General features: G+C 43.7%; 17 protein-coding genes, 12 tRNA genes, 1 riboswitch and 1 other annotated feature. Of the genes, 9 read left to right on the forward strand and 20 right to left on the reverse strand.

Annotated features, from left to right (window positions below; all coding sequences use genetic code 11):
- Positions 1–25: 25 nt before the first annotated feature.
- A complete protein-coding gene (locus BMZ71_RS10875) occupies positions 26–1,636 on the reverse strand; it encodes an IS1634 family transposase (RefSeq protein ID WP_093234139.1) in 1,611 nt (536 codons plus the stop codon).
- A 267-nt stretch (positions 1,637–1,903) separates the two neighbouring features.
- Between BMZ71_RS10875 and BMZ71_RS10880 the strand changes: the two genes are divergently transcribed.
- The 6 genes from BMZ71_RS10880 to BMZ71_RS10905 all read left to right on the forward strand — a co-directional run bounded on the left by BMZ71_RS10880 (position 1,904) and on the right by BMZ71_RS10905 (position 7,498).
- The gene (locus BMZ71_RS10880; protein ID WP_086989340.1) at positions 1,904–2,536 is read left to right on the forward strand and encodes a LexA family protein; all 633 of its coding nucleotides are present in this window, start codon (positions 1,904–1,906) and stop codon (positions 2,534–2,536) included.
- Positions 2,537–2,620: 84 nt separating this feature from the next.
- Entirely contained in the window at positions 2,621–3,226 is a 606-nt protein-coding gene (locus tag BMZ71_RS15365) for a PH domain-containing protein (protein WP_086989341.1), read from the forward strand.
- Positions 3,227–3,262: 36 nt separating this feature from the next.
- Positions 3,263–4,591, forward strand: coding sequence for an SNIPE associated domain-containing protein (locus tag BMZ71_RS10890; RefSeq protein ID WP_218142810.1), 1,329 nt, complete (start codon positions 3,263–3,265; stop codon positions 4,589–4,591).
- A gap of 67 nt (positions 4,592–4,658) precedes the next feature.
- Positions 4,659–5,066: a hypothetical protein gene (locus BMZ71_RS10895; protein ID WP_086989342.1), complete on the forward strand. Its 408-nt coding sequence runs from the start codon at positions 4,659–4,661 to the stop codon at positions 5,064–5,066.
- Positions 5,067–5,176: 110 nt separating this feature from the next.
- Complete coding sequence (locus tag BMZ71_RS10900; RefSeq protein ID WP_177187594.1) at positions 5,177–6,178, forward strand: Abi family protein; 1,002 nt, start codon at positions 5,177–5,179, stop codon at positions 6,176–6,178.
- Positions 6,179–6,337: 159 nt separating this feature from the next.
- Entirely contained in the window at positions 6,338–7,498 is a 1,161-nt protein-coding gene (locus BMZ71_RS10905; RefSeq protein WP_086989344.1) for a tyrosine-type recombinase/integrase, read from the forward strand.
- Positions 7,499–7,681: 183 nt separating this feature from the next.
- On the opposite strand, the gene pepV is transcribed toward BMZ71_RS10905, so the two are convergent.
- From pepV to BMZ71_RS10920, 3 genes are all read right to left on the reverse strand, one after another.
- Positions 7,682–9,085, reverse strand: a complete 1,404-nt coding sequence (gene pepV, locus BMZ71_RS10910; protein ID WP_086989345.1) for a dipeptidase PepV — start codon at positions 9,083–9,085, stop codon at positions 7,682–7,684.
- A 101-nt stretch (positions 9,086–9,186) separates the two neighbouring features.
- A complete protein-coding gene (locus BMZ71_RS10915; RefSeq protein WP_086989346.1) occupies positions 9,187–9,930 on the reverse strand; it encodes a pseudouridine synthase in 744 nt (247 codons plus the stop codon).
- Between the two features lie 61 nt (positions 9,931–9,991).
- Complete coding sequence (locus BMZ71_RS10920; RefSeq protein WP_177187595.1) at positions 9,992–11,650, reverse strand: putative polysaccharide biosynthesis protein; 1,659 nt, start codon at positions 11,648–11,650, stop codon at positions 9,992–9,994.
- A gap of 361 nt (positions 11,651–12,011) precedes the next feature.
- Here BMZ71_RS10920 and BMZ71_RS10925 point away from each other — a divergent pair, with 361 nt between their 5' ends.
- The gene (locus BMZ71_RS10925) at positions 12,012–13,439 is read left to right on the forward strand and encodes a LysM peptidoglycan-binding domain-containing protein (protein WP_218142811.1); all 1,428 of its coding nucleotides are present in this window, start codon (positions 12,012–12,014) and stop codon (positions 13,437–13,439) included.
- 93 nt (positions 13,440–13,532) lie between these two features.
- Here BMZ71_RS10925 and leuS read toward each other — a convergent pair whose 3' ends face one another.
- The 3 genes from leuS to BMZ71_RS15460 all read right to left on the reverse strand — a co-directional run bounded on the left by leuS (position 13,533) and on the right by BMZ71_RS15460 (position 19,180).
- Complete coding sequence (leuS, locus tag BMZ71_RS10930) at positions 13,533–15,947, reverse strand: leucine--tRNA ligase (protein WP_086989361.1); 2,415 nt, start codon at positions 15,945–15,947, stop codon at positions 13,533–13,535.
- A gap of 88 nt (positions 15,948–16,035) precedes the next feature.
- Positions 16,036–16,242 (reverse strand) — a binding site (T-box leader).
- Between the two features lie 88 nt (positions 16,243–16,330).
- Positions 16,331–18,709: a LysM peptidoglycan-binding domain-containing protein gene (locus BMZ71_RS15370; RefSeq protein WP_281242338.1), complete on the reverse strand. Its 2,379-nt coding sequence runs from the start codon at positions 18,707–18,709 to the stop codon at positions 16,331–16,333.
- Positions 18,710–18,718: 9 nt separating this feature from the next.
- A complete protein-coding gene (locus tag BMZ71_RS15460) occupies positions 18,719–19,180 on the reverse strand; it encodes a glucosaminidase domain-containing protein (RefSeq protein ID WP_281242340.1) in 462 nt (153 codons plus the stop codon).
- A 322-nt stretch (positions 19,181–19,502) separates the two neighbouring features.
- Here BMZ71_RS15460 and mnmL point away from each other — a divergent pair, with 322 nt between their 5' ends.
- Together mnmL and mnmM are read left to right on the forward strand one after the other, a co-directional pair.
- A complete protein-coding gene (gene mnmL, locus BMZ71_RS10940; RefSeq protein ID WP_245734422.1) occupies positions 19,503–20,495 on the forward strand; it encodes a tRNA modification radical SAM protein MnmL/YtqA in 993 nt (330 codons plus the stop codon).
- Positions 20,464–21,045, forward strand: coding sequence for a tRNA 5-(aminomethyl)-2-thiouridylate-methyltransferase MnmM (gene mnmM / locus BMZ71_RS10945; protein WP_086989349.1), 582 nt, complete (start codon positions 20,464–20,466; stop codon positions 21,043–21,045). Before mnmL ends, mnmM begins: the two co-directional genes overlap by 32 nt.
- Positions 21,046–21,101: 56 nt before the next feature.
- Here the strand turns inward: mnmM and metK are convergent, their stop codons facing one another.
- The 13 genes from metK to BMZ71_RS11015 form a co-directional block, all read right to left on the reverse strand.
- Positions 21,102–22,298, reverse strand: a complete 1,197-nt coding sequence (gene metK, locus BMZ71_RS10950) for a methionine adenosyltransferase (protein ID WP_086989350.1) — start codon at positions 22,296–22,298, stop codon at positions 21,102–21,104.
- Positions 22,296–22,371: riboswitch (SMK box riboswitch) on the reverse strand. Its footprint overlaps the gene before it by 3 nt.
- Before the next feature lie 1,482 nt (positions 22,372–23,853).
- A tRNA-Glu gene (locus BMZ71_RS10960) sits at positions 23,854–23,925 on the reverse strand.
- Positions 23,926–23,956: 31 nt separating this feature from the next.
- A tRNA-Met gene (locus BMZ71_RS10965) sits at positions 23,957–24,029 on the reverse strand.
- Positions 24,030–24,049: 20 nt separating this feature from the next.
- A tRNA-Ser gene (locus BMZ71_RS10970) sits at positions 24,050–24,139 on the reverse strand.
- An 11-nt stretch (positions 24,140–24,150) separates the two neighbouring features.
- A tRNA-Glu gene (locus tag BMZ71_RS10975) sits at positions 24,151–24,222 on the reverse strand.
- Positions 24,223–24,249: 27 nt separating this feature from the next.
- Positions 24,250–24,337: transfer RNA gene (locus tag BMZ71_RS10980), tRNA-Ser, on the reverse strand.
- A 39-nt stretch (positions 24,338–24,376) separates the two neighbouring features.
- Positions 24,377–24,450: transfer RNA gene (locus BMZ71_RS10985), tRNA-Ile, on the reverse strand.
- Positions 24,451–24,461: 11 nt separating this feature from the next.
- Positions 24,462–24,532 (reverse strand) — tRNA-Gly (locus BMZ71_RS10990).
- 1 nt (position 24,533) lies between these two features.
- Positions 24,534–24,609: transfer RNA gene (locus BMZ71_RS10995), tRNA-Asp, on the reverse strand.
- Positions 24,610–24,699: 90 nt separating this feature from the next.
- Positions 24,700–24,772: transfer RNA gene (locus tag BMZ71_RS11000), tRNA-Met, on the reverse strand.
- 102 nt (positions 24,773–24,874) lie between these two features.
- Positions 24,875–24,964 (reverse strand) — tRNA-Ser (locus BMZ71_RS11005).
- Positions 24,965–24,986: 22 nt separating this feature from the next.
- Positions 24,987–25,060: transfer RNA gene (locus tag BMZ71_RS11010), tRNA-Ile, on the reverse strand.
- Between the two features lie 14 nt (positions 25,061–25,074).
- Positions 25,075–25,148, reverse strand: a tRNA-Met gene (locus BMZ71_RS11015).
- Positions 25,149–25,150: the final 2 nt, after the last annotated feature.

Raw genomic sequence — 25,150 nt, forward strand, 5'->3', positions numbered from 1 at the left:
ATCCTGGATTCCCGCCAACACATAACTATGCAGGCGGGGTGATGCCTAGTGCTTCGTAAATTTGTTTTTGCTTTGTAAGAACCTCACCGACCCTAAGGTCGTAGCCTGGATACTCAAAACATTCTATAATATCAAGTTTATCCAAGGCAGACTGAATCGTATAGTTTTGATAAAGTTCTGCTTCATGCATGTGTTTTTTGAGATAAGATAAATATATGAGCGCGACAAATGCAACGAAGAGTTTTCCGTCAAGGCTTTTCTCAGATGACACCAATAGGCGGCGAAGATTTAAGCGGTCTTTAATATTACCAAAGGCTTTCTCGATGAGATCTTTGTTTCTGTATAATTCCAGTGCGGCCATGGCATCCATCTTTTCGTTGGATATCAAAGTGAAGTAGCCATAATAACGTTTTGTCGCCTTCACTGCATCTTCTATAACAGTAACCTGTAAGCCACGAATCGGAGTTTCTTTAATTTGGAAATACTGCTTGTAGAATCGCTCATGTTTCGCAACACGTTTGCCACTCAGAATCTCCTTCCGCATAGCCATAAGTTTACGATCGAAGTTGGTTTCATCTTCAGCAAACTTATCGATGTTGAAGTAAATGTGTAAATAAACCCGCTTTTTATCTGTGAGAACATCCTTCTTGTAGGGGCGTTCTTGCTTATATTCCCATTCTGAAAGGACAGTCTTGGAATACAATTCATGCTGCTCATCGAAGTTCTCGAAAGAACGGAAGTTGTCATAAACGGTATCGATTGCTTTGCGTGCAAAGCAATTGCTTGTCTGAATCGCAACAATGAATTTCAAGTGCTCCTTAAGAAGGCCGTTGACATTCGCCTCGCTATAAAATCCACGGTCCATGACCAGTTTCACTTTATCAAAGCCGAGAACTGCAAAATCCGCTAGAAGATTTTGAACAGTCCGCACATCCGGAATGTTGCCGGCTAGCTTTCGATAATAGAAAGGAAGACCGGATTTTTCACCGAATACGAGTGCCAAGTTAATCTGAGGCAGTCTATCGTCTTCCTTGTTTTTGCCATATTGAGCTTGGCGAAGCGTTTGGGAATAACTGGACACTGAGGTAGTATCATAAGCCCAGTATTCATCTCCGGAGCGTCGTTTCTCCTGAAGCATAAAGAACTTTGTTCTTTCTTCTTCAGAAATATCTGAAAAAAGTTCACTGCTGCGCTGTGAAGAAATATTTTTATCATAGGGATGCTTATGAAGTGTGCTCCATTTTTCAAAACAAAAAAGCGGGGATTCAGATTCAAGAATCATATAGTAAGCAATGGATTGGATTTGTTTGTAGCTAGCGGGAAAGCATTGCTTAAGATCTTCTGTTAGACCCAGTTTTTTACCAATCTCATCCAGTAGATATGTGGTACCGTAAAACCTGCGGCTAGCTATTTCGATAGGTACCGGTCCTGGTTTCCTTGAGTTAGCAGCTTCCGGATCCTCCTTGTGTTTTCTGCCACGACCATCGGTCGGAATGATTTCTCCTGTATTAGAATCACGCTTACCGATCAGTGTGCGTTTCGCCCGGGGTTGTTTCTTTTCCTTATCCCAATAGGATATGGATTCGTAAACATAGGTAATGCCACTTCGTTTATCAAACTGGTTTATAATAGCCATTCTGCCGCCTCCTAGTTATGTATAGTATAACACATAACTAGGTTTATGTAATGGCGAGAGTGTTTAAAACCTATTAATATCAATGGTTTCAGCTTTTTTTTTTTAAATCATAGTTAGGTGTTTCGGGAATGCAGGTAGCATGTTACTTTTATGATTGCAATAGATAAAATTCAGAAATCTTAATTTTATTTTCGTTAAACTTGTAATTACGTTAAGTTTTCTTTATTATGTAATTATAATTACTTTATTATGAAGGAGGATAGAAAAATGGTTGATTCTTTTAAAGATAGGCTTAACAAGGCTATTACTGATCGAGATATTAAGCCGGCTGAGTTAGCCAGACGAACCGGAATAAATAAATCATCAATAACAGCATGGCTAAAAGGTGATTACGAAGCCAAACAGGATAATATTTTCAAGTTATCTAAAGCACTTGGAGTAAGTGAAGCTTGGTTAATGGGTATTGATACAACTAACACTCCCCCAACTAACATAATACCCATAACAGACAGTAACATGGTCCGTATTCCTATTATCGGCACCATCGCCTGTGGTGATCCTATATTGGCAGATGAAAATATCATTGGCTATCGCTATCATCTAAGGGATACTCTCCCGAGCGGTGAAACATTCTACCTTAAGGCTGCCGGCGATAGTATGGAACCAACGATCAGAAACGGCGCTGATGTTCTGATCCGGCTACAGGATGGCGTTGAGGATGGAGAAATTGCAGCCGTACTTGTGAACGGTGACACAGAGGCAACTTTGAAGCGTGTGAAAAAGCAAGGGGATATTATGATGCTAGTTGCGGAGAACAGTGCGTATGCACCGTATATAATAACGGAGCATAATCCGGCCAGGATACTCGGAAAAGCTGTAGAGGTTGTTTTTGATTTATAATCATCATGAGGCACACAGACTTACCCTATTTATTTTTTTGGGATATTGATTAAATTCAATCATTTAATAACTGGAGGCTATAATATGGGAATTTTTAGTAGAACTGATGAAAAAAAAGCAGCAAAAGCTTCTATTGCGGAAGAAAAGAAGAACACCAAAACTGAGAAAGAATTGGCTAATGAAGAAAAAGTCAAGAACGGCAAAACTGCCATCAAGAATTTAAATGGTGCAAAGGAACATTTCGAAGATGATGAAGAACTCTTAGATTACATTTTTGGAATGTATGATAGCAAATTGCTAAAGAATGACACTAAAACTAACGGCGTGCTTATAGCTACAAATAAAAGAGTCATATTTTATGGAAAAAAGATGATTACTGGTTTTGATTTCGAAACGATTGATTACAGTAAAATATCATCAGTTGAATATAATCAAGGTATGATCTTTGGAGAATTAAAGATACACACAAGTGGAAATGTCATTAAAATTGAGACAACTATGCATAATGGGGCTAGAGAACTTATTAAGCTGATAAAAAATAAAATAAACACACCAACGCAAACTTTAACCTCTATCGCACAAGAAAAAAGTATTCCAGAACAGTTAAAAGAATTAAAAGAGCTTGTTGATATGGATATCCTTACACAAGATGAATTCGATGCCAAGAAAAAGCAACTGTTAGGTCTGTAAACTCTTATATCTTTATTACTTTGGGAGGTATTACTATTGGGAATATTTGACTTTTTAAAAAAGGAAGAATTGAAAAAGATTGATGTACTTACCCTTGAAAATGAAAAAATTAATAAGATGTACAAAGAACTTTCAGAAACAAAATTATCTATCGAGCAGATGAGTGTGCTCGAGCTACAGAAAAATATTTCAGAAAAAACAAATGAATTAGCTACAGTTAATCAATCAATTTCCGAAAAAACAAATTTTCTGAATGAAGTTTTAACTCGAATAAATAACTTGTTAAGCCATGAAAGAAATCTACAATCTCAATTAACCGTGCTCGAATCAGATATAGCGATGGAGGAATTTGGCCTATATAAGCCAAGATATGACTTTGCCAGTTCTTTAGAATACAAAGATAAGTTAAATGTAATCCGCGAAATGCAAAAAGCGATGATAAAATCCAAGTCCGCAGTAAATTATTTTGAAAATTGGACTGTTGATGGAAGCAAAGCTAAAGGAAAAAAAATGACCAATGACAACATCAAAATGATACTCCGCTCTTTCAATAATGAATGTGAAGCTGCTATTAATAAAGTCAAGTTTAGCAATATTCAATCTATTGAAAAGAGAATCCAAACATCTTTTAATCAGCATAATAAATTGAATGAAACTAACAAGGTATCCTTAACACAAAGATTTTTAGATTTAAAATTACAAGAATTATATTTGGCCTTTGAATATGAGCAAAAGAAAGAAGAGGAAAAAGAAGCGTTACGCGAGCAAAGAGAGAAGGAAAAAGAAGAGAAAGCTTTGCAAAAAGAGATAGAATCTAAGAAAAAAGTCATCCACAAAGAAATGTCTCACTTAGAAAATGTAATCAGTGAATTAGAAATGAAACTGATTGTGGCTGATGAATCCGAAAAAGAATCTTTAGAGGCGCAGATTTTAGAGTTAAAGGAAAACCTCAATAAATTCGAAGAAGAAATAGAAGAATTAGATTATAGAACAGCAAATGCTGCCGCTGGGTATGTATATGTTATATCGAATATTGGCTCCTTTGGAGAAGATGTAGTTAAAATCGGAGTAACACGCCGCTTGGATCCTTTGGAAAGAATCAGCGAATTAAGCAGCGCTTCCGTACCATTCAAATTTGATGTACACGCCTTAATTTTTAGTTACGATGCATATAATTTAGAGGCTAGTCTGCATAATAAATTTTCTGACAAGCGCTTAAATGCAGTAAATAACAGAAAAGAATTCTTTAAAATTCCAATCGACGAGATAGAAAATGAATTGCAAATATACAAAGATTTAACTATAGATTTTTCGAAAGTTCCTGAAGCGCAAGAATATAGAGAATCGCTTAAACTAAGAGGATAATAAAAACCCCCACTCCCCTACTTTGGACGGTAAGGAGCGGAAATAATACAAAGGAGTACGGCTATCTATGGATAATTACGAATGGGAAGATCCAAAAATTGGATATGTAATAGAAATACCGAATACACATTCCATTATTGTAAATGTCGGACTAGACGATGATATACAAATTGGAAACAAACTAGTTGTTTATGAAGAAGGGCCTGAGATCATTGATACTCAGACCAAAGAAAAACTAGGCAGGAAGGATTTTGTAAAGGATATTCTTGAAGTAACTGAACTATACGATAGATTTTCCATCTGCCAAAAAATTACTAAGAAGTCAATGAACAAACTTACTTACTCAATGGCAGCTTTGTTATCAGAAAAAGAGTACATTGAGTACGAAGAACTAAACGTAAACGAAACCCAAGTAAAAGAATGGAAAATTAAAAATGCGACGATTGAGATAAACGATCCGATAAAAAAACTTTGATTTTTATATAAAAATACAGTATTATGAGGGTGACTGAGATAGGCGGAACGAAGGAGTCTGCCCCTACACCCCCTTTTACTGTAAAAAGTTTAAGGGGGTGTTTGTATTTTATGTCCACAATTCCGTTTAAATCTTTCGAGGATCAAATAAAAAAAATTAGAGATAAGAATATTCTGATTGATAAAAAAGATGAATCTCGAATCATAGAAATATTGAAAAATCATTCTTATTATTCTTTAGTCAATGGATATAAACCGCATTTTTTACTTCCTGGCGAATCGGACCTAATGGAGGACGGAACTACTTTTGACCATTTTTTTGTTAGTCGAATGCTTGACATAGACATGAGCAACTTAATTTTCAAATATATTCTCCTTATTGAACAAAGTTTACGAACCCGGATTGCTTATGTAATAGCCAGAGAGTTTGGCACAGATGATCAGAAATACCTTGATGATAATAATTTCGTATCAGATAGGGTTAAAGCGAAAACATTGAAAAGCATCAAAACGGTCCGAGATTTCCCAATGAAGGGAACTCATTCGGATTATTTTAAAAACATTAAAACAGTAAGCATTCCGCCTTGGATTCTATTATTAGATATAAAGTATTTCGATGTAATTAACTTGTATAAAGTCCTCCCGAATAACCTTCGAGAGGAAATCAGAAAGGATTACCTTGGCGGAATAAATATGTATCGGAAAGAAAACATAGAATTTATTAATTCGATGCAATTTTTAAGAGAATATCGGAATATCGCAGCTCACGGAAAAAGAAATTTCGAAGAGAAAATCGATTATTCTTTTGATTATGAATTTGCAAGGTTGTTCTACGACAATACTATAATTAGCGTTTCGGATTTCAATAGCAAGAAAAAGAAGAAGGATTTATATGCTTGTATTTTATTGATTTTTGCATATTTGAACGACCCAATCATTGTGAATAAGTTTTTATCAGAATTATTGTTTCTATTCACTTCGCAAGAATACGTTGATGAAAATTTTAAAGGCAGAATACTTTTTAATAACAAAACTATTTTTGATATTTATGGATTACCGCCTGACTTTTTCAACCGATTATCTCACCTCATACAGAAAAAAATAAACACGTAAAAAAACACCACTCTCCCCGTCCAAAGCGAAAGTGGTGTTTATCGAAAAAAGCGCCTTGATTCAAGGTCTTTTTGTGTACAATCATTTTAACACACGAAAGGAGTGGATACCAGATTTCCTTAAGCAGCGCCCTGCCCGGCAGCGGAAGGAGAAACTACAATGACAAAAAGAATAAAAACCAATTACCCGAACATCTATAAATATGAAACGAAAAAAGGAACACGATACCAGGTACGGCGCGCGTATGTGATTAGCGGCGTTCCTGGCGAATTCGATAAATCTGGGTTCAAAACAATAATGGCCGCCCGCGCCAAGTTGCGTGAAATCGAAGAATTCATTGAGAATGAAGAATTCGGGATAATCAGCAATCCCAACATCACCCTGGACGAATACTATCAGAAATACAAAGAAAAACGGATCGCCCGGAAGGAATGGACGGCAGACTCTCTTTCCAGCCTCGACAGCCACTACCGCAATCACCTATCGAACCGCTTCGGCAAAACACCGTTGAAAAAAATCGATCGGCATAGCTACGAATTGTACCTGAATGAAATGCTGCACGATGAAGGGCTGGCTGAAGAGTCGGTCAAGACCTATCACCATCTGATGTGCGCCATCATGAATGATGCTGTTCGTTGCGGCGTCCTGGAGCGCAACCGGCTCTCTTACGTTAAGATCCGCAAGGAAGGCGCCAAGCCGAAAACAAAGAACATCGATATCGAGAACTACAATCTGTTCATGGATAAAGCCAAAGAAATTTTGACGAAACAGCATTATGCGATGCTCTACCTCACCACTTTCGGCCTCCGTCGCGGTGAAATCATGGGCCTGACACAAAAGAACGTGGTTTTCCGGTCGGATGGGACCTTCATCAGGGTTTTACTCACCCGCACACTAAAACGCCCTGACGGCAAAGGAACGAAGACTCCGAGCAGTGAGCGCATGATCGCATTGAACGAGGACGCGGCAGCCATGTTGGAATATTGCATCCAGGAAGCGCGGGATATCAAAGCGGACTTCGGCCAGATCCTGAACCAGGACGATTTTATCTTCTTGAATCCGAAACGAGGCGTCCCCTACTGTGTTACACACTTAAACCGTATTATGTCCTACATCTCTGAAGAAAGCGGTGTGAAGGCCAGCCCTCACATGATGCGGCACACCTTCACCACACAAGCCTCCCTAGCAGGCGTGAACGGAAGAGCCCTGGCAGATTACCTCGGACACAAAAAAACCTCCATGACGGAGCATTATACTCACGCCACAGAGGAAGGCAGCCAAAAAGTCATTCAGATCGCCAGCACCCGTATGCATGGCTAAAATGGCTACATAGCAACGAAAACGCACTCGGGATTTTTTCCGAAATGGATCAAAAAATCCCGGATAAATCCCGAGTGCGCATATTTTCGCATCGTTTCAAACAGATTTCAAAAAATTGGAAATGTTGATTTAACAGCTTTTCGTTTCATTTTTAAAAATAATTGAAACGTTGAAAAGTCAACATTATTTCAGCAATTCGTACATGGCATCCGCATAAATCGCGGTCGCGCGGAAAAGATCATCCAAAGCGATGAATTCGTTGGCTTGGTGCATCGTGTCGATGCTGTCAGGGAACATCGCCCCATAAGCAACACCGCGCTCCAACAAGCGCCCATAAGTTCCGCCGCCGATGGACTGTTCATGTCCCTTTAAGCCGGTGTGTTTCTCGTAGACAGCCAACAACGTTTTTACCAACGGATCGTCAGCCGGCACGTAATGCGGCAATTTTCCGTGTCCGCCTTTTGCGATCGTCACGCCATAAGTAGCCAAGGCAGCTTCTAACTTAATTTCGATGCCTTCTTCGGAAACGCCTTGCGGATAACGGAAGTTCAACGCCAATTCGCCGCCAGTTGATGGTGTAAAGGTGAAAATGCCGGCATTCATGGTCAATTCACCCATTACTGAATCCGTGTAAGCCAAATTTAGTTTCTGAGCATCATGCTGCAGATGGATGCGGTCCGCGATCAATTCAAGGAACGTGGCCGCTTGTCCGCCGAAGTTGAACTTGTTCAAGAAAGTGGCAAGATAGGTTCCCGCATTCACGCCGGCAGCCGGATTCATGCCATGAGCGGCTTTACCGATCAATTCGATTGTTACTTGTTCTCCAGCTACAGAAATCGTTCCTTTGACTGGATTATTTTCTAGGAAAGCAGCGAATGCCTGTTCAATTTTGTCGGCCTCCGGACTGATGAATACGGCAGTCGCATCCTGAGGGACCATGTTTTCGCGCAGCCCGGCATCAAAACTCAACAACTCGTTCTTTCCGCCTTTGTTGTCGCCTCTGAATTGGACCATGAAAGTCTGCATGCCTTTTTCACCATTGATGATCGGGAACTCTGCATCCGGAGAAAAGCCGAAATCAGGTATCCGCTCGTTTTCAAGATAGTGGTCCATGCATTTCCAACCGCTCTCTTCATCCGTACCGATGATGACGCGGACCTTTTTGGAAATCGGTAGCTTCAGGTCGCGGATGATCTTCAATGCATAGTAGGCAGCCATCGTAGGCCCTTTATCATCGCTCGATCCGCGGGCGTAGATGCGGTCATCAATGATCACGGGGACAAAAGGATCCGTATCCCAGCCGGTCCCGGTAGGCACAACATCGACGTGACCGAATACGCCCATCAATTCTTCACCTTCGCCAAATTCGATATGTCCGGCCAGATTGCCGACATTTTTCGTGATGAAACCGTCCCGTTCACCGATAGCCAAGAAAGCTTCCAAAGCTTCTTTAGGGCCTGGTCCGACCGGTGCATCAGGAGTTATTTTCGAATCATCCCTTACACTGTCGATCCGCAATAATGTGAATAAGTCCTCCAACAGTTCCGTTTTTCTGATTTCCACTTCTTTTTTCCAATTGATTTCCATGAACGCACATCCTAACTTAAAATATCATGCTATCATCATATCACTTTTGGCAAAATATCCAAATAAAAGCTTGGTATTTTGGCCCTACCGAAGACAAAATCTTAGCCTTTTTTAATCGACTCCGGCAGATGTTCCCGCAATGCCGCAAGTTCCTCATCGCGCAACGGACGGTAATCACCTTTTGCCAGTTGCTCATCCAAACGAAGAGGCCCCATCGTCAACCGTTTCAGGAAAGTGACCTCTTTTCCGCAGGCCAGCACCATCCGTTTCACCTGATGGAACTTCCCTTCTTTGATCGTTATTTCTACCTCCGAACTGTCCCTTTCTTCATCGTAGCCCAGGATTTCAAGTTTGGCCGGCAAACAACGGTAGCCGTCTTCCAGAATGATCCCTTCTGCGAAGGCCTTTTGGTCCTCTTCCGTCATCCATCCCGCTACTTCAGCGAAATAGACCTTGTCCACATGCCGTTTCGGCGACAGCAGAAAGTGTGCTAATTGGCCGTCGTTCGTCAGCAGCAACAGACCTTCCGTATCTTTGTCGAGACGACCGACAGGAAAGAGCTCTTGCTGATGCAGTTCAAATGCCAATAGGTCGATGACCGTTTTTTGATGGTTATCCTCTGTTGCACTGAGGACACCCTGCGGTTTGTTCATCATCAAGTACATGTATTCCTGATAGTTGACCGGTTCACCTCCTACAAGAACAGTGTCCTTTTCGCTGTCCACTTTGGCTTCAGCTTTTGTTTCAACTTTCCCGTTCACCGTCACCCATTTCTTTTTCAATAATACTTTGACTTCTTTTCTGGATCCGAATCCGGAATTCGACAGCAGTTTGTCCAATCGCATGTGTTTTCTCCCTTATAAACCAAAAAGCACCCACTAAGGCTGCTTTTCGGTTTCGTTTATTTTATTTGATACGCATTTTTCTGCGCAGGCCGTTCGCTTTAGCACCCAAAATGTCATCAGCGATGCGCAATTTCAGGGTCAGAAATAAGTAAACGAAGCCTCCGACTGCCGCTACGATGGCGACTACCACCAATGCTGTCAATCTGCGATCGATTGGGATGACCAGCATACTGGTTTTCAAGGCGATGAACGCGCAGGCCGTCATGACCAAGGCCACTGCCAAAATTTTCCCGGTTTTCCGCAATGTATCAACCAGACCGAAATGGGTCAGGTGATAGATTTTCCAACCGCTCAACAGTACAGTCACGATGAAACCGATCGTCGTCGCAACCAAAGCGCCTGCCGTATCGAATAAAGCCAACATCGGATACTGCATGATTGCTTTGACAACAAGCCCTACCAGTAGATAGGAGATCATTGTTTTATGGCGACTCAAAGACTGCAAAATCGATCCGAGCACCGTGAAAAGTCCCAATACAATGCTCATCAGAGCCGATACCGCTAATAGTGTAGGACCTACCGGATGAAGCGGATAGAACACGTTGTAGATCGGTTCTGAAACGACCATCATCCCAAAAGCTGCCGGCAACATGATGAAGGCGAACAATTGGATGATTTCCCTTATCTGACTCTGAATCATCCGGAGATTACCTTTCATAAATTCAGCTGCAATTAAAGGCACCGCTGCCGTGGCCATCCCGACCGCCAACGAAACGATGATCATGATCAATTTGTCGGCGTTGAAACTGAACAGACCGAATAGATCTTCTATTTCCTTACCTGTGTAGTTCGTCAGGCTTTGCATCATCGGTTTGAAGGTAACCTGGTCTATTTGCTTGGCGAAAGTGATGCCAGAGCCGATCAGGATGAATGGAATCGATTCCTGCAGCATGCTCTTGATGGCCGCAGTCGTCTGGATGTTGCTTGAAGGTTCACTGTTGGCGATCAACGGTTGATATTCCGCCATCTTCTTTTTGTAATAAAAAAGAAGGATAATGGTTGCAACAATCGCACCCACGAACGCCGCGAAAGTGGAGTGCGCAACCGCTGTGGCGATGTTGCCATCCAGCAGTTGCATCACGATGTAGGTGGCACCCAAAATGTAGATTACCCTTCCTACCTGTTCGAAAACTTGCGAAATCGCTGAAGGCACCATATCCTGATAGCCTTGGAAAAAACCGCGCATCAAGCTCATGCCCGGCACCAGCAATAAGGCGGGAGCTAACGCCCGGATCACCAACGCCCCGTCTTCAGGCGAAGCCGCCGGACTGTTCTCAGCGATCATCGGTGCCAATCCGTACATCAAGGCGGCACTGACCGCACCCGTCAAAAGCATGAAGAACATGCTCTTCTTGAAGATGTCGATCCCGGTACGGTATTGATTTTTTGCATTGTATTGGGCTACTTGCTTGGACATCGCTGCCGGGAAGCCTGCTATCCCGATTGAAAGGAAAAGCTGATAAGGTGTATAGCCTATCGAGTAAAGGGCATTGGCCGTATTGGCCGCATCAGTTGAGCCCATCAAAGCATTCCATGGGATGATGTAGAGTGCACCGATCAAGCGGGAAAAAATGCTCCCGAAAGTCATCCAAAAAGTCCCCTGTACCATCTTATTGTTTGTTGTTTCATTTTCTTCTTTGACATTTCTATCTGTTGACATTTGCAACCTGCTTTCTTCCCGATGAATGAAAGAGAATAATAATACCATCACTCAAGTATTTTACCAAATATCCGTTTTTTTTCAATCTATAGCAGACTTATTTTGCAAAATCCTAACAATTTGAGTTTGCTTCACCACGATACAAAATCAACTCAGAAAAATTCCAGCAATCCATCGAGCGTATCAGCATTCTGCTGCATGCGTTTTCATATCATCACCTAAGCGTTTATGGTAAAATGTAAGTGTGCAAAGGAACTATCGCAACTCATTTTTTTGTCTCGATCACAAACGCGGGCATTTGGCTTTCAACGCTGTCACGTCAACCGTGTCGCACAGTCTACAATAGAAAAGAGGAATAAAAATGAACACCTCAAGAAAGGGGTTCAGACATTTATTCGGAGTCATCCTTTCGCTCCTGCTTTTCTTCACCTTTTCGGCAACACCTGCTTTGGCTGCTACCTCGCAGATTATTTACCAAGGTTCAACAGCCAATAAAGTTGTTGCCTTAACGTTTGATGATGGATCGGATGGATACTACGTCCAATCAATTCTGAACACATTATCAGCCAATAATGTCAAAGCCACATTCTTCCTCACTGGTCAAGGTGCTGAAAATCATCCGCAGGCAATCAAGAACATTGTCGCTGCTGGCCATGATATCGGAAACCACTCCTATAACCATCCGGATTTCACAACTGTATCGACAACCGAAATGACAAATCAACTCAATCAAACCGAAACGATCATCACAAACCTCACCGGTAAGAGCACAAAACCATTCTTCCGTGCCCCTTTCGGCTCCTATAACAATACAGTCCTGCAAACTGTCGGTAATGCCGGATACTCGTACACATTCCAATGGACAATCGACACGCTCGACTGGACAGGCAATTCATCCACTGATATCTATAACCGAGTCATCAACAATGTGGTCCCGGGTGCCATCGTATTGATGCATGCCGGATACGGCGCCAACGGGACGAATGCCGCATTACCCAACATGATTAATCAGCTTCGCGCGATGGGCTACTCGTTTGTGACCCTTTCTCAACTCATGAACACTACAAGCACTCCGGGAACAGGTACGGGAACGAGCTACACAGTCCAAGCCGGTGACACGCTTTATGCGATTGCTTTGCGATATGGTGTGACGGTCCAAGCGATCATTAATGCTAATGGCATCACCAACGCCAACCTGATCCGCGTCGGACAAGTGTTGACGATTCCGGGAACAGGCACACCGACTACTCCTACGACTCCAACCACTCCAACAGCAGGAGCCAGTTATACGGTCAAAGCCGGGGATACGCTCTATGCGATCGCCTTGCGGTATGGCGTGACGGTCCAAGCGATCGTTAATGCTAATGGCATCACCAATGCCAATCTGATCCGCGTTGGACAGGTGTTGACGATACCCGGAACAAGCACGCCGACAACTCCTACACCTCCAACAACACCAACGACCAGCACAACTTACACAGTCAAAGCCGGGGATACGCTCTATGCCATCGCTTTGCGGTATGGCGTGACGATCCAACAGATCGTTACTGCCAATAACATCACCAACGCCAATCTGATCAGCATCGGCCAGGTCTTGACGATACCTGGCACCGGAACACCGACGACGCCTGCACCCCCTACAACCGGAACGTCTTATACAGTCAAAGCCGGAGATACTTTATATGCGATTGCCCTTCGTTATGGCGTAACCATTACCCAACTTGTGAACGCTAACGGCATAACCAATCCGAATCTTATCCGTGTCGGGCAAGTGCTGATCATCCCCTAAGGAAGGACGTAGAATCCTATTCCAAACATAAACACAAAAAGAACGAATATCCCGTTGACGGTGATATTCGTTCTTTTTGTATACTGTTTCTGTTTAGTTCGCTACAACATTGACAAGTTTGCCAGGGATAGCGATGGTTTTTCTGACGGTCTTGCCTTCGATGCCTTCTTTGATGATGCTGTTTTCCAGTGCCATCGCGATCATGTCATCATTTGAAATATCGGACGGAACCATTTCTTTGGTTTTAACTTTACCGTTGATCTGGAATACGACTTCGATCTCGTCTTCGACCAAGAAAGCTTCATCATATGTTGGCCATGCAACGTACGAAATGCCTTCCGGTTTGCCTAGTTTCACCCAAAGTTCTTCACTGAAGTGCGGTGCGATCGGCGCAAGCAACTGAATAAAGCCGGTAACGTATTCGAACGGCAATGCGTCCACTTTATAGGCTTCATTGATAAAGATCATCATTTGCGAGATTGCTGTATTGAAATGCAGATTATCGTAATCCTCGGTTACCTTCTTGACTGTCTGATGGTAGACCTTGTCCAATTCATGCGTGTTGACGGTTGTGATGCGATCCCGCATTTTATCATTCTCGTCCAGAAGCAAGCGCCAAATACGATCCAGGAACTTGCGGCTGCCTTCGATGCCGCCTTCACTCCACGTCGATGATGCATCCAACGGTCCCATGAACATTTCGTACATGCGGAGCGTGTCTGCGCCATAACGTTCCACGATGTCATCCGGATTGACGACATTCCCTTTGGATTTGGACATTTTTTCATTGTTTTCGCCCAAGATCATGCCTTGGTTGTACAATTTTTGGAACGGCTCTTTCGTCGGAACGATGCCAATATCATAAAGGAATTTATGCCAGAAGCGCGCATACAACAGATGCAGGACTGCATGCTCGGCTCCGCCTATATAAAGATCGACGTTCTGCCAATAGTCCAGTCTTTCTTTTGAAGCAAGATCATTGCGGTTATGCGGATCCATAAAGCGCAGGAAGTACCATGAGCTGCCTGCCCATTGCGGCATTGTGTTGGTTTCACGTCTGCCTTTCATGCCTGTCGCTGGATCGACAACATTGACCCACTCATCGATGACGGCAAGTGGGGATTCCCCTGTACCGCTCGGTTTCACCTGATCGGTCTTCGGCAACAGCAACGGCAGTTCATTCTCAGGAACGGTTGTCGATGTGCCATCTTCCCAGTGGATGACCGGAATCGGTTCGCCCCAATATCTTTGTCTCGAGAACAACCAATCACGCAGACGATAGGAAACCACTTTTTCACCCAGTCCGTTTTCGGACAGCCAGTCGTTCATCTTCGCGATCGCTGTCGCTTTATCCAATCCGTTCAGGAAGTCGGAGTTGATGTGCAGGCCATCTTCCGTATAGGCTTCCTCTTCGACGTTTCCACCTTCAAGGACCGGAATGATCTCCAAGTCGAATTTTTTGGCAAATTCATAGTCGCGGGTATCATGGGCAGGAACTGCCATAATGGCGCCGGTTCCGTATGTCGCCAATACATAATCGGCGATCCAGATCGGGATTTCTTTGCCATTGACTGGATTGATTGCATAAGCGCCTGTGAATACGCCGGTCTTTTCTTTTGCAAGCTCCGTACGGTCCAGATCGCTCTTCAGTGAAATGGAATCGATATAAGCTTTGACAACTTCGGCTTGTTGGTTGGACATGATTTCCTTCACCAACGGCAATTCTGGCGCCATGACCGCATAGGTCGCGCCATACAAGGTATCCGGTCTAGTCGTGAAGACCGTAAATTCCTTATCCGAATCTTTGATTTTGAAAATAACGTTCGAACCTTCAGAACGTCCGATCCAGTTCCGTTGCATCTCCTTGATGCTCTCAGGCCAATCCACCAATTCCAGATCATCCAGCAAGCGTTCTGCATAAGCAGTGATTTTCAGCATCCACTGTCTCATCGGTTTACGGTAGACCGGATGACCGCCGCGTTCGCTGACGCCGTCGACAACTTCTTCGTTGGCAAGAACGGTACCCAATGCCGGACACCAGTTGACGGAAACTTCCGCCTCATAGGCCAAACCTTGTTCGTACAATTTTGTGAAGATCCATTGCGTCCATTTGTAGTAGCTTGGGTCCGTCGTATTGATTTCACGGCTCCAGTCATAACTGAACCCTAGCGATTGGATCTGGCGCTTGAAAGTTTTGATGTTAAGCTCGGTAAAATCAGCCGGATCGTTACCAGTATCCAGCGCATATTGCTCAGCCGGCAAGCCGAAAGCATCCCATCCCATCGGATGCAAGACATTGAAACCTTGTGCGCGTTTTGCGCGGGCAACGATATCCGTCGCCGTGTAGCCTTCCGGATGGCCTACATGCAAGCCTTGGCCGGATGGGTAAGGGAACATATCCAATACATAATATTTCGGTTTCCCGCCCGCTTCAGTCGTTTTGAAGGTACGGTTGTCTGCCCAATATTTTTGCCATTTTTTCTCGATCGTTTTGTGCGTATAACCCATTTCCAGCAACATCCTTTTCTTTTCATTCATCCAAACAGGCGATGGCCATAAAAAAAGTCCCATAGGCAGCGTCCATCACTGGTTCTGCCTATAGGACGAGTTTTTCGCGGTACCACCTATATTGAATGTCTTTGCATTCCTTATCATGCCTGTAACGCAGCGATGCGGTCCCGCTTACTGATGCTTTCGGCGGAACAACTCAAAGGCGAGTTCAAAAGGCTCTTTATGCATTTTCACCATCCATGCACTCTCTTCAAAAAAGCTGCTCTCTACTATTCCTTCTCTATGTCTGTTTCAGTTATGAATTGATTCATCTGCTATTTTAACAAATAAAACGCATTTCATCAAGACTTGATGTCTGCAGTAGTCATTCGGCTGATGACTTAGAAAGTGATGACTTGGCCGACATAAATGACATTGGAAGTCATATCATTCGCTTCGATCAAAGCCGCTAAGCTAACACCCTTTTTCTTGGCGATGCTATACAATGTATCGCCTTTTTGGACAGTATACGTATTGCCGGATGGCGCAGGCGCACTAGTGGTCGGCGCAGTTGTCTGCGTTGAACTCGTCGTTGCAGCCAACTTCAAGGATTGGTTCACAAAAATGATATCCGTATTCAGGTTGTTCCAAGTCTTCAGTTCAGCAACGGAAACGCCATTAGCGGAGGCTATCTTATAAAGCGTGTCTCCTTTTTGGACCGTATATACTTTATTCACGACTGTCGGAACAGAAGGTGTCGTCACAGTCGGTGGTGTTACAACTGTGGAATTATTCCCAGTCGAAACTGAGTTCGTCACTTTTAAGGATTGACCCGGATAAATATAATCGGAACTCAGATTGTTCAGTGTTTTTAATTCAGCAACTGTCAGTCCGTTCGCATTCGCAATTTTCCAGAGTGTATCACCGGATGCCACAGTGATTGTGCTTACAGTCGAAGGCGGTGTCGGCACTGCTGGATTGCTTGGCGGCGTCACACTCGGTGTTGTCGTAGTTTTTTTAACCAATAATGTTTGCCCCGGAACGATGACATCACTCGTCAGGTTGTTCAGAGTCTTCAATTCAGCTACACTCAATCCGTTCGCATTCGCAATTTTCCAAAGCGTGTCGCCGGATGCCACCGTTATAGAAGTTGTTCCAGGGGTCACTGTCGGCGTGGAAGGTTTGTTTGGCGTATCTGTGCCCGCGCTCTTCAAAATCAGTACTTGACCTGTCATAATAGCGTCACTTGTCAAGTTATTCAATTTTTTTAATTCCGCAACGGTCAATCCGTTCGCATTCGCAATCTTCCACAAAGTATCTCCGGACACGACAACGACACTGTTGCCGTTGGATGGTGTAGTTGGCGTTGTTGCTCCAGGGGTTCCAGTAGTGATGCCGTTGATGTAGTTCATTGGGTTGACGACAGCCCCATTTTCCTGCACTTCGAAATGCAGATGGACGCCTGTCGAGCTGCCGGTTGTTCCCATCACGCCGATTTTTTGTCCTTGGCTGACGGTCTGCCCTACGGATACCGATAGACCTGATTGCATATGCGCATACAACGTTTTGATGGTCACGCCGTTAATTTTTCCGTGGTTGATGACGACATAGTTGCCGTAGCTGTAGTGATAAGTCGCGACTTCCACTACGCCTGCCTGAGCCGCGGAAATAGTACCATTCCCTGCGATATCAACACCTCGATGGAATTCCTGTGCCCCATTTATAGGAGATGTACGGTATCCGAAGGGAGATGAAATGTATCCACTGGCTGGTTTGATGAAAGCACCTGTGACAGTAGTGCCTGTATTCGTTCCAGTAGTTGGTGCTGATGTGCCAACAGTCTTCAAGACTTGACCCGGATAGATTGCATCAGAAGTCAAACTGTTTGCGGCTTTGAGTGCGGCAACGGTCATGTTGGTTGCATTCGCGATCGACCACAATGTATCACCCGATTTAACGGTGTATGATTGGGTAGTTGTTTGACCAGCATTGTTGTTTGATTCATTTTCGGTCTTATCTGGAGCAGTCGTTGTTGTTTTAACCAGCAACAATTTTTGGCCAACAAAGATTGTATCACTCGTCAACGCATTCAAACTTTTCAACTCACCAACCGTCAAGCCGTTTGCTGCAGCTATTTTGTAAAGGGTATCGCCAACAACTACCGTATATTCTGAAGTTGGAGTAGTTGGTGCTTTTTCTTCATCCGTATCTTCATCAGGGTTGTTTCCCTCGACTATAACGCTGTCAGGCAACACCAGACGATCTCCCACATAGATCATATTGGAAGTCAGTTTATTCAGCGTCAACAGATCCACTAACGAAATACCATACTTTTTAGCGATTGCATAAAGCGTGTCGCCGGGTTGAACGACATGGAAAGCCTCCCCCGCTTGAACCGGAGCATCCGGTGTATCAACTTCTTCCGAATCTTCTTCAGGTTCACTTGGTTTCTCTTGTTCTCCAGTATCTTCTTCTGAATTCTCGGGCAGGTCGACATTCGGCAGGTCAGGAGTATCAGTAGGCTTTTCAAAATCGACATTGCCTGCAGCCGGATTTTCGACTTCTTCGTCATCTACAAGTTGATAGTTATCATATTGATCCAAACCGTATTGTGCAATGATTCTGTTCAACTTGGCACTGTAGGCTGTATCCGTAGCATAACGACCGGTCAAATAAGCTGTTGCATCCTGGTAAGAGGCTGCATTGCTTTTCCAAGCACCGGCATAATAATTCGGATTCCAACTTGTTCCATTCGCAAGAAGATTTGCATAATCCTGCAAGGATTCGGCTTAGGAAGGATATTTTCTGAATTCAGCATTGATTGGGTAGTAATTCTGCCCGCCGCTGTCCTCAAGTGTTCCCATGTTGACAGATTCTCCGTTATAGTTCCCTTTGATCCCGAACAGATTATAGTTGGGAGCCGAAGCTAAAGCGCTGGTACCCCAACCGCTTTCGAGGATGGCTTGAGCCATCATCACAGAGGCATAAAGATCATTTTTGGCAGCGATTATGGTCGCGGAAGGGATGATCTGGTTCAAAAAGGGATTAGTGGAATATACTTGTGTATCCTTTGTTCCGAGCGCAGTCTTCTCTGCTGCCAGAACCATTTCGACTGGCTTCACGACAGTTGTCATGAATAAGGATGTACTCAATACCGCTACGCTGCGTTTCAGTCTTTTATTCGTGGTGATAAAAGAATTGGTCAGTTGTTCTTTTTTCTTTTGGTTGATGCGTTCGTTTCTGGATAACACCAAAATATACCACTCCTTGTATCAAAAATACTGCCTATATGGCAGTGAAAACATCTGGTTTTTTAACAATGATGGAAAGATAATTTAAATTTCTTTTAAGAAATAATCCAACATACCTATTATATGTTTGTTTATCACATTTTTGAATGGCTTTCATAATCATATTCTATATTTAATAATTGAAATAAATCTGTAACAAACCATTCCACGAACAATATGTAACCCCTTTCCCCATTCAACTTCTCCTGAAATCCGGAAAAGCTATCAAATAGACTACAGACAGACCAAAAATCATGATAAAATGGATACTGAGGTGAAAGTATTGACAAATCAATTTTTATACAGTGACACGAATAAACGTTACCATACATGGAATTATCATCTGCAACAACATTTCGGCGAAAAGATTTTCAAAGTAGCCATCGATGGCGGTTTTGATTGCCCAAACCGCGACGGCACTGTCGCACGCGGCGGCTGCACCTTCTGCACCGTTTCCGGATCCGGCGATTTTGCCCAGGACAGGGTCGATCCGCTGCCAGTCCAATTGCGCAAAGGCATTGATATGATGCACAAAAAATGGCCGAATGTTAAAAGCTACATCGCCTATTTCCAGAACTTCACCAATACGCACGCACCGGTTGACATTCTGCGCCACCGCTATGAACAGGTCGTAAACGAGGACGGCGTGGTCGGCATCATGATTGCAACGCGCCCGGACTGCCTGCCGCCGGAAACAATCGCGTACTTAGCTGAACTGAACAAGCGCTATTATATATGGGTGGAATTGGGACTTCAGACCATCCATGAGGAGACAAGCAAAATCATCAACCGCGCGCATTCCTATGATACCTACCTGAAGGCGGTCGATGAACTTCGTGCGCACAATATCCCGGTGTGTACCCATCTCATCAACGGTCTTCCGGGAGAAACTCATGACATGATGATGGAGAGCGTCAAACGTGTTATCCTGGATTCGGACATTCAAGGCATCAAAATCCATTTACTGCATTTGATGAAAAACACTAAAATGCTTCGGGACTACCATCAAGGACGGCTACGTTTGTTAGAGAAAGACGAATATGTTGGGCTTGTCTGCGATCAGCTCGAAGTCATTCCGGAAAAAATCGTCATCCACCGGATTACGGGAGATGCTCCGCGTGACACGCTTGTCGGCCCGATGTGGAGCCTCAAAAAATGGGAAGTGCTGAACGCAATCGACCATGAGCTGGAGCGCCGCAATACCTATCAAGGAATCCACAATATCAGAAGTAAGGGTGAGGAACATGTTATTGTCCGCAGTGGACTTCAGTCATAGTTTGCTGAAGGAAACAGTCTGCAAAGGAGATTTAGTCATTGATGCCACTGTCGGAAACGGTAGCGATACCGTCCTTTTGGCTACACTGGTCGGTCCGACAGGCAAAGTGATCGGTTTTGACGTCCAGAAACAAGCCGTCGAAAATACTGCACAAAAACTATTGTTGGCAGGACTGACGGATCAGGCTACCCTTCTTCATCAAGGGCATGAAACCCTTGGGGATGTGCTGGCCGACAATGCAAAAATCGGCGGTGCCATCTTCAACTTAGGATACCTGCCAGGATCCGATAAAACGATCATCACCAAAAAAAATACGACCATCCGTGCCATCGAAGCCTTGCTCCCGAAATTGCGGATCGGCAGTTACATTCTCTTAGTCGTGTACAGTGGGCATCCTGGCGGCATGGAAGAGAAGAATGCCCTGCTTGATTACTGCAGTAGCTTGAATCAATCCTTATTCAAGGTACTGCAGTACGGCTTCATCAATCAGATCAATCATCCGCCGTTCTTGATTGCCATCGAAAAAAAGAAAACTCCTTACATGAAATAAAAAAAAGGAAAGCATTCCGGCAAATGACCGCAACGCTTTCCTTTTTTTGCTTGCTTTTATTTGTTCGCTTGAACATATGAAAGCAAAGCTTCTGTTTTGTCTGTCTTCTCCCAAGTGAAGTCAGCATCTTCCCGGCCAAAATGTCCATAAGCCGCCGTCTTTTTAAAGATAGGTCGACGCAGATCCAACATTTGAATGATGCCAGCTGGCGTCAAGTTGAAGTTTTTGCGCACTGCCCCTATCAAAGTGGCTTCGGGATATTCGCTTGTACCGAATGTATCGATCGCAATCGATACTGGTTCAGCAACTCCGATCGCATAGGCCAATTGGATTTCACATTTCGTCGCCAATCCAGCCGCAACAATGTTCTTCGCAATGTAACGGGCCGCATAACTTGCAGAACGATCCACTTTTGTAGCATCCTTACCTGAGAAAGCACCGCCACCATGACGCGCATACCCACCATAAGTATCAACGATGATTTTTCTCCCAGTCAGACCGGAATCGCCTTTAGGTCCTCCAATGACAAAGCGACCAGTAGGATTGATGAAGTATTTCGTATCAGCATCCAACAAGGCATCGTCGATGACCACATGGATGACATGCTCCAAAATATCTTTTTTCAATTGTTCCAACGTGACATTCTCATCATGCTGCGTGCTCAAAACGATTGTGTCCACACGTTTCGGTTTGCCGTCTTCGTCGTATTCCACGGTGACTTGCGTTTTTCCGTCCGGTCTTAAATATTCCAAAGTACCGTCTTTGCGGACTTCAGATAAACGTTTCGCTAATTTATGACTAAGCGAAATAGGTAATGGCATCAGTTCTTCCGTTTCGTTGATGGCAAAACCGAACATCAACCCTTGATCCCCTGCCCCGATTTCATTGTAGTCTGTAGTCACCAGTTCTCTGCGCTCCAGTGATTCGTTGACACCGATTGCGATATCGTCGGATTGTTCGTCCAAGGATACCATAACGGCCAAATTATCCGCATCGAAACCAAATTTACCCCGCGTATAACCAATTTCAGTTACAGTATCGCGGACGATCTGCTGGATATTTACGTATGCGCTTGTCGTGATTTCTCCGAAGACAACCACCAGTCCGGTCGTGACTATCGTTTCGCAAGCAACACGCGCGTTTGGATCAGCAGCCAACAACGTATCCAAAATTGCATCGCTGATCTGATCAGCGATTTTATCCGGATGACCTTCCGTTACTGATTCTGAAGTAAATAATCTTTTTTCTACCATTTTTCATTCCCCCATTTTTTGGTTACAAGGCGTCTTCACATATTGTGAATCCTATCGGGATATTGCAATTAGCCTCTGAAATGCAACATGTCTAATATACGCTATCATCGCTAAAAAAGCAACATAAAATAAGAAGATTTCATCTTTGTATCATAGATGACGCAAACAAATACTGATGTAAATATTTTACGTCAGCTTTTTTCAATCCTGACATCGCTTGACATCGCAAAGACGTTAACCTATGATGAATTTGCGCAATAGATACGAGATGAAACACACTCTATCATTAATAGAGAAGGAAGAGATTATGCTGACAATCCAGAAACAATTCATGAATCTTATGCACAATACCTTTTTGTCGATGCTGACAGCCCCGTTGACGCTGCTTCTTTTCGGGGCATGGAGAGGAACGACTTTCAACGGTCCCAACTATCTGTTACTATTTATACTTTATCTTTTTTTGCTTTTTTCCCATGCCTTGGAACGCCTACTTTCAAAAAGAGAACATTCCAAAAGAAAGCTCCCCTATAAAATGATTTTGGTTTTAGGGTTTCTCTCAATCGTAATGCTGACCATCATATTTTATCTGTCGAATATTGTCCTGACTGCGGTTCTTTTCCTGTATTTAATTTACCTGATCTTACAGTTTTATCCTTACAGTATGGCAAATACATTTTACGAAGTAATGCTGCAGCCTTTCTTTAAGGTGCTTATTCTTTCATCAGTATCTTTTTTTTCGCAGGCAAACTTTATTCCGTTACAGCTTCAATACGAAGTACTTCCAATGATCCTGTTCCATATTTTTTGTTTGATACAGGTCCAAATTAAGAATACTATATACAGCAATCAGCCAAATTCTTATTATCAAGAACTACTATTAGAGCATTCAAATTTTCTAAGAATGACCACTTTTCTGCTTCCCTACGCGGCAGGTATTCTCCAGATAGTTAATCTCAACAGCCCACTATGGGCCATAAGCTTATTCGGATTATCTATCCTAATGGTTTTCCCTTTATTCAAGAGAACATTTCAAAACGATCTCAGAATCGAACAATATTTAACTAACTATGCTTTTCTTTTCACACTAAGCTACTCATTATTATTTTTGGTCTAAGAAAAACAGGCAGATGCGTCCTTCGACTGATGCATCTACCTGTTTTTTTGCAGGAATAGCTTTGTGGGTTCTTCATTCAGCCCTGAATAAGCAAACACTTATCACTTTTCCGAAGGGCTTACACGTGAAGCTGGCCATAAAATTTGATTGCATGAAACATGTTGTGAATCTGTGAAACACCTACTGTGACGCACTTCTCAACCTGGATTCCCGGTAAAATTATAACGCGGAGCGTTGAAAGGTTGATAAATCAATGTTTCTTAGTTAAACCTCGTTATAAATATTTGTAGCGATTTATAACGAGGTTGGTGAAAAAAGGCCGTAGGTACGGGCTCTTTCAGTACCACGTTATAATAATCCGGGAATGAAGGTTTCAATTCGAAAAATTTTATGCTTTCCCAATTATTAAAAAAAAGCACTCAGAAGAGTGCTTTTCGATGATGATCCGTACGGGAATCGAACCCGTGTTACCGCCGTGAAAGGGCGGTGTCTTAACCGCTTGACCAACGGACCATAAATATACTAAAAAGAAAATCAGAACCAATTGCGGGGACAGGACTTGAACCTGTGACCTCCGGGTTATGAGCCCGGCGAGCTGCCAACTGCTCCACCCCGCGATAATAATAATAATAATAAAAGGAGGATAAGGGATTCGAACCCTTGCGCGCTTTTACACACCTGACGGTTTTCAAGACCGTTCCCTTCAGCCGGACTTGGGTAATCCTCCAAAGTTTATAATGATCCGTACGGGAATCGAACCCGTGTTACCGCCGTGAAAGGGCGGTGTCTTAACCGCTTGACCAACGGACCATCTTGTTTATTTTTCTGATAAAGCTACGGAGAAGGAGGGATTTGAACCCTCGCGCCGCGTTAACGACCTACACCCTTAGCAGGGGCGCCTCTTCAGCCACTTGAGTACTTCCCCATAACAAGAAACGTTCTATTACTGTTGGTGCTTTATCAATGGGCCTAAATGGACTCGAACCATCGACCTCACGCTTATCAGGCGTGCGCTCTAACCAGCTGAGCTATAGGCCCTTCTTAAAAAAAGCGGGTGAGGAGAATCGAACTCCCGACATCAGCTTGGAAGGCTGGGGTTTTACCACTAAACTACACCCGCATGGCGGCTCCGACGGGATTTGAACCCGCGATCTCCTGCGTGACAGGCAGGCATGTTGACCCCTACACCACGGAACCATGCGTCAAAACTTTTATGAGGTTACACTGTGGGCTTTCGCCCAAGTGTATCATGCTTGTAAGCTGCTGAAGCAGCGACAATCATGACAATTGCGGGGACAGGACTTGAACCTGTGACCTCCGGGTTATGAGCCCGGCGAGCTGCCAACTGCTCCACCCCGCGATAATGAATAATAAGGAAACACTGTGCGCTTACGCTCAAGTGTATCATGTCTGTACTGTCGCTAAAGCACCAACAGCAATGACAATGGCCGAAGGCCCCTAAAGGAGGATAAGGGATTCGAACCCTTGCGCGCTTTTACACGCCTGACGGTTTTCAAGACCGTTCCCTTCAGCCGGACTTGGGTAATCCTCCATAAGCTGATACATTTTTTTCATGGACCTTGCAGGACTCGAACCTGCGACCGGACGGTTATGAGCCGTCTGCTCTAACCAACTGAGCTAAAGGTCCGAAGCAAGGCATTATAGCGGCGAAGGGGGTCGAACCCATGACCTCCCGGGTATGAACCGGACGCTCTAGCCATCTGAGCTACACCGCCAA

Origin of the sequence: Trichococcus flocculiformis (genome assembly GCF_900113645.1) — a bacterium.
Classification (GTDB): domain Bacteria; phylum Bacillota; class Bacilli; order Lactobacillales; family Aerococcaceae; genus Trichococcus; species Trichococcus flocculiformis.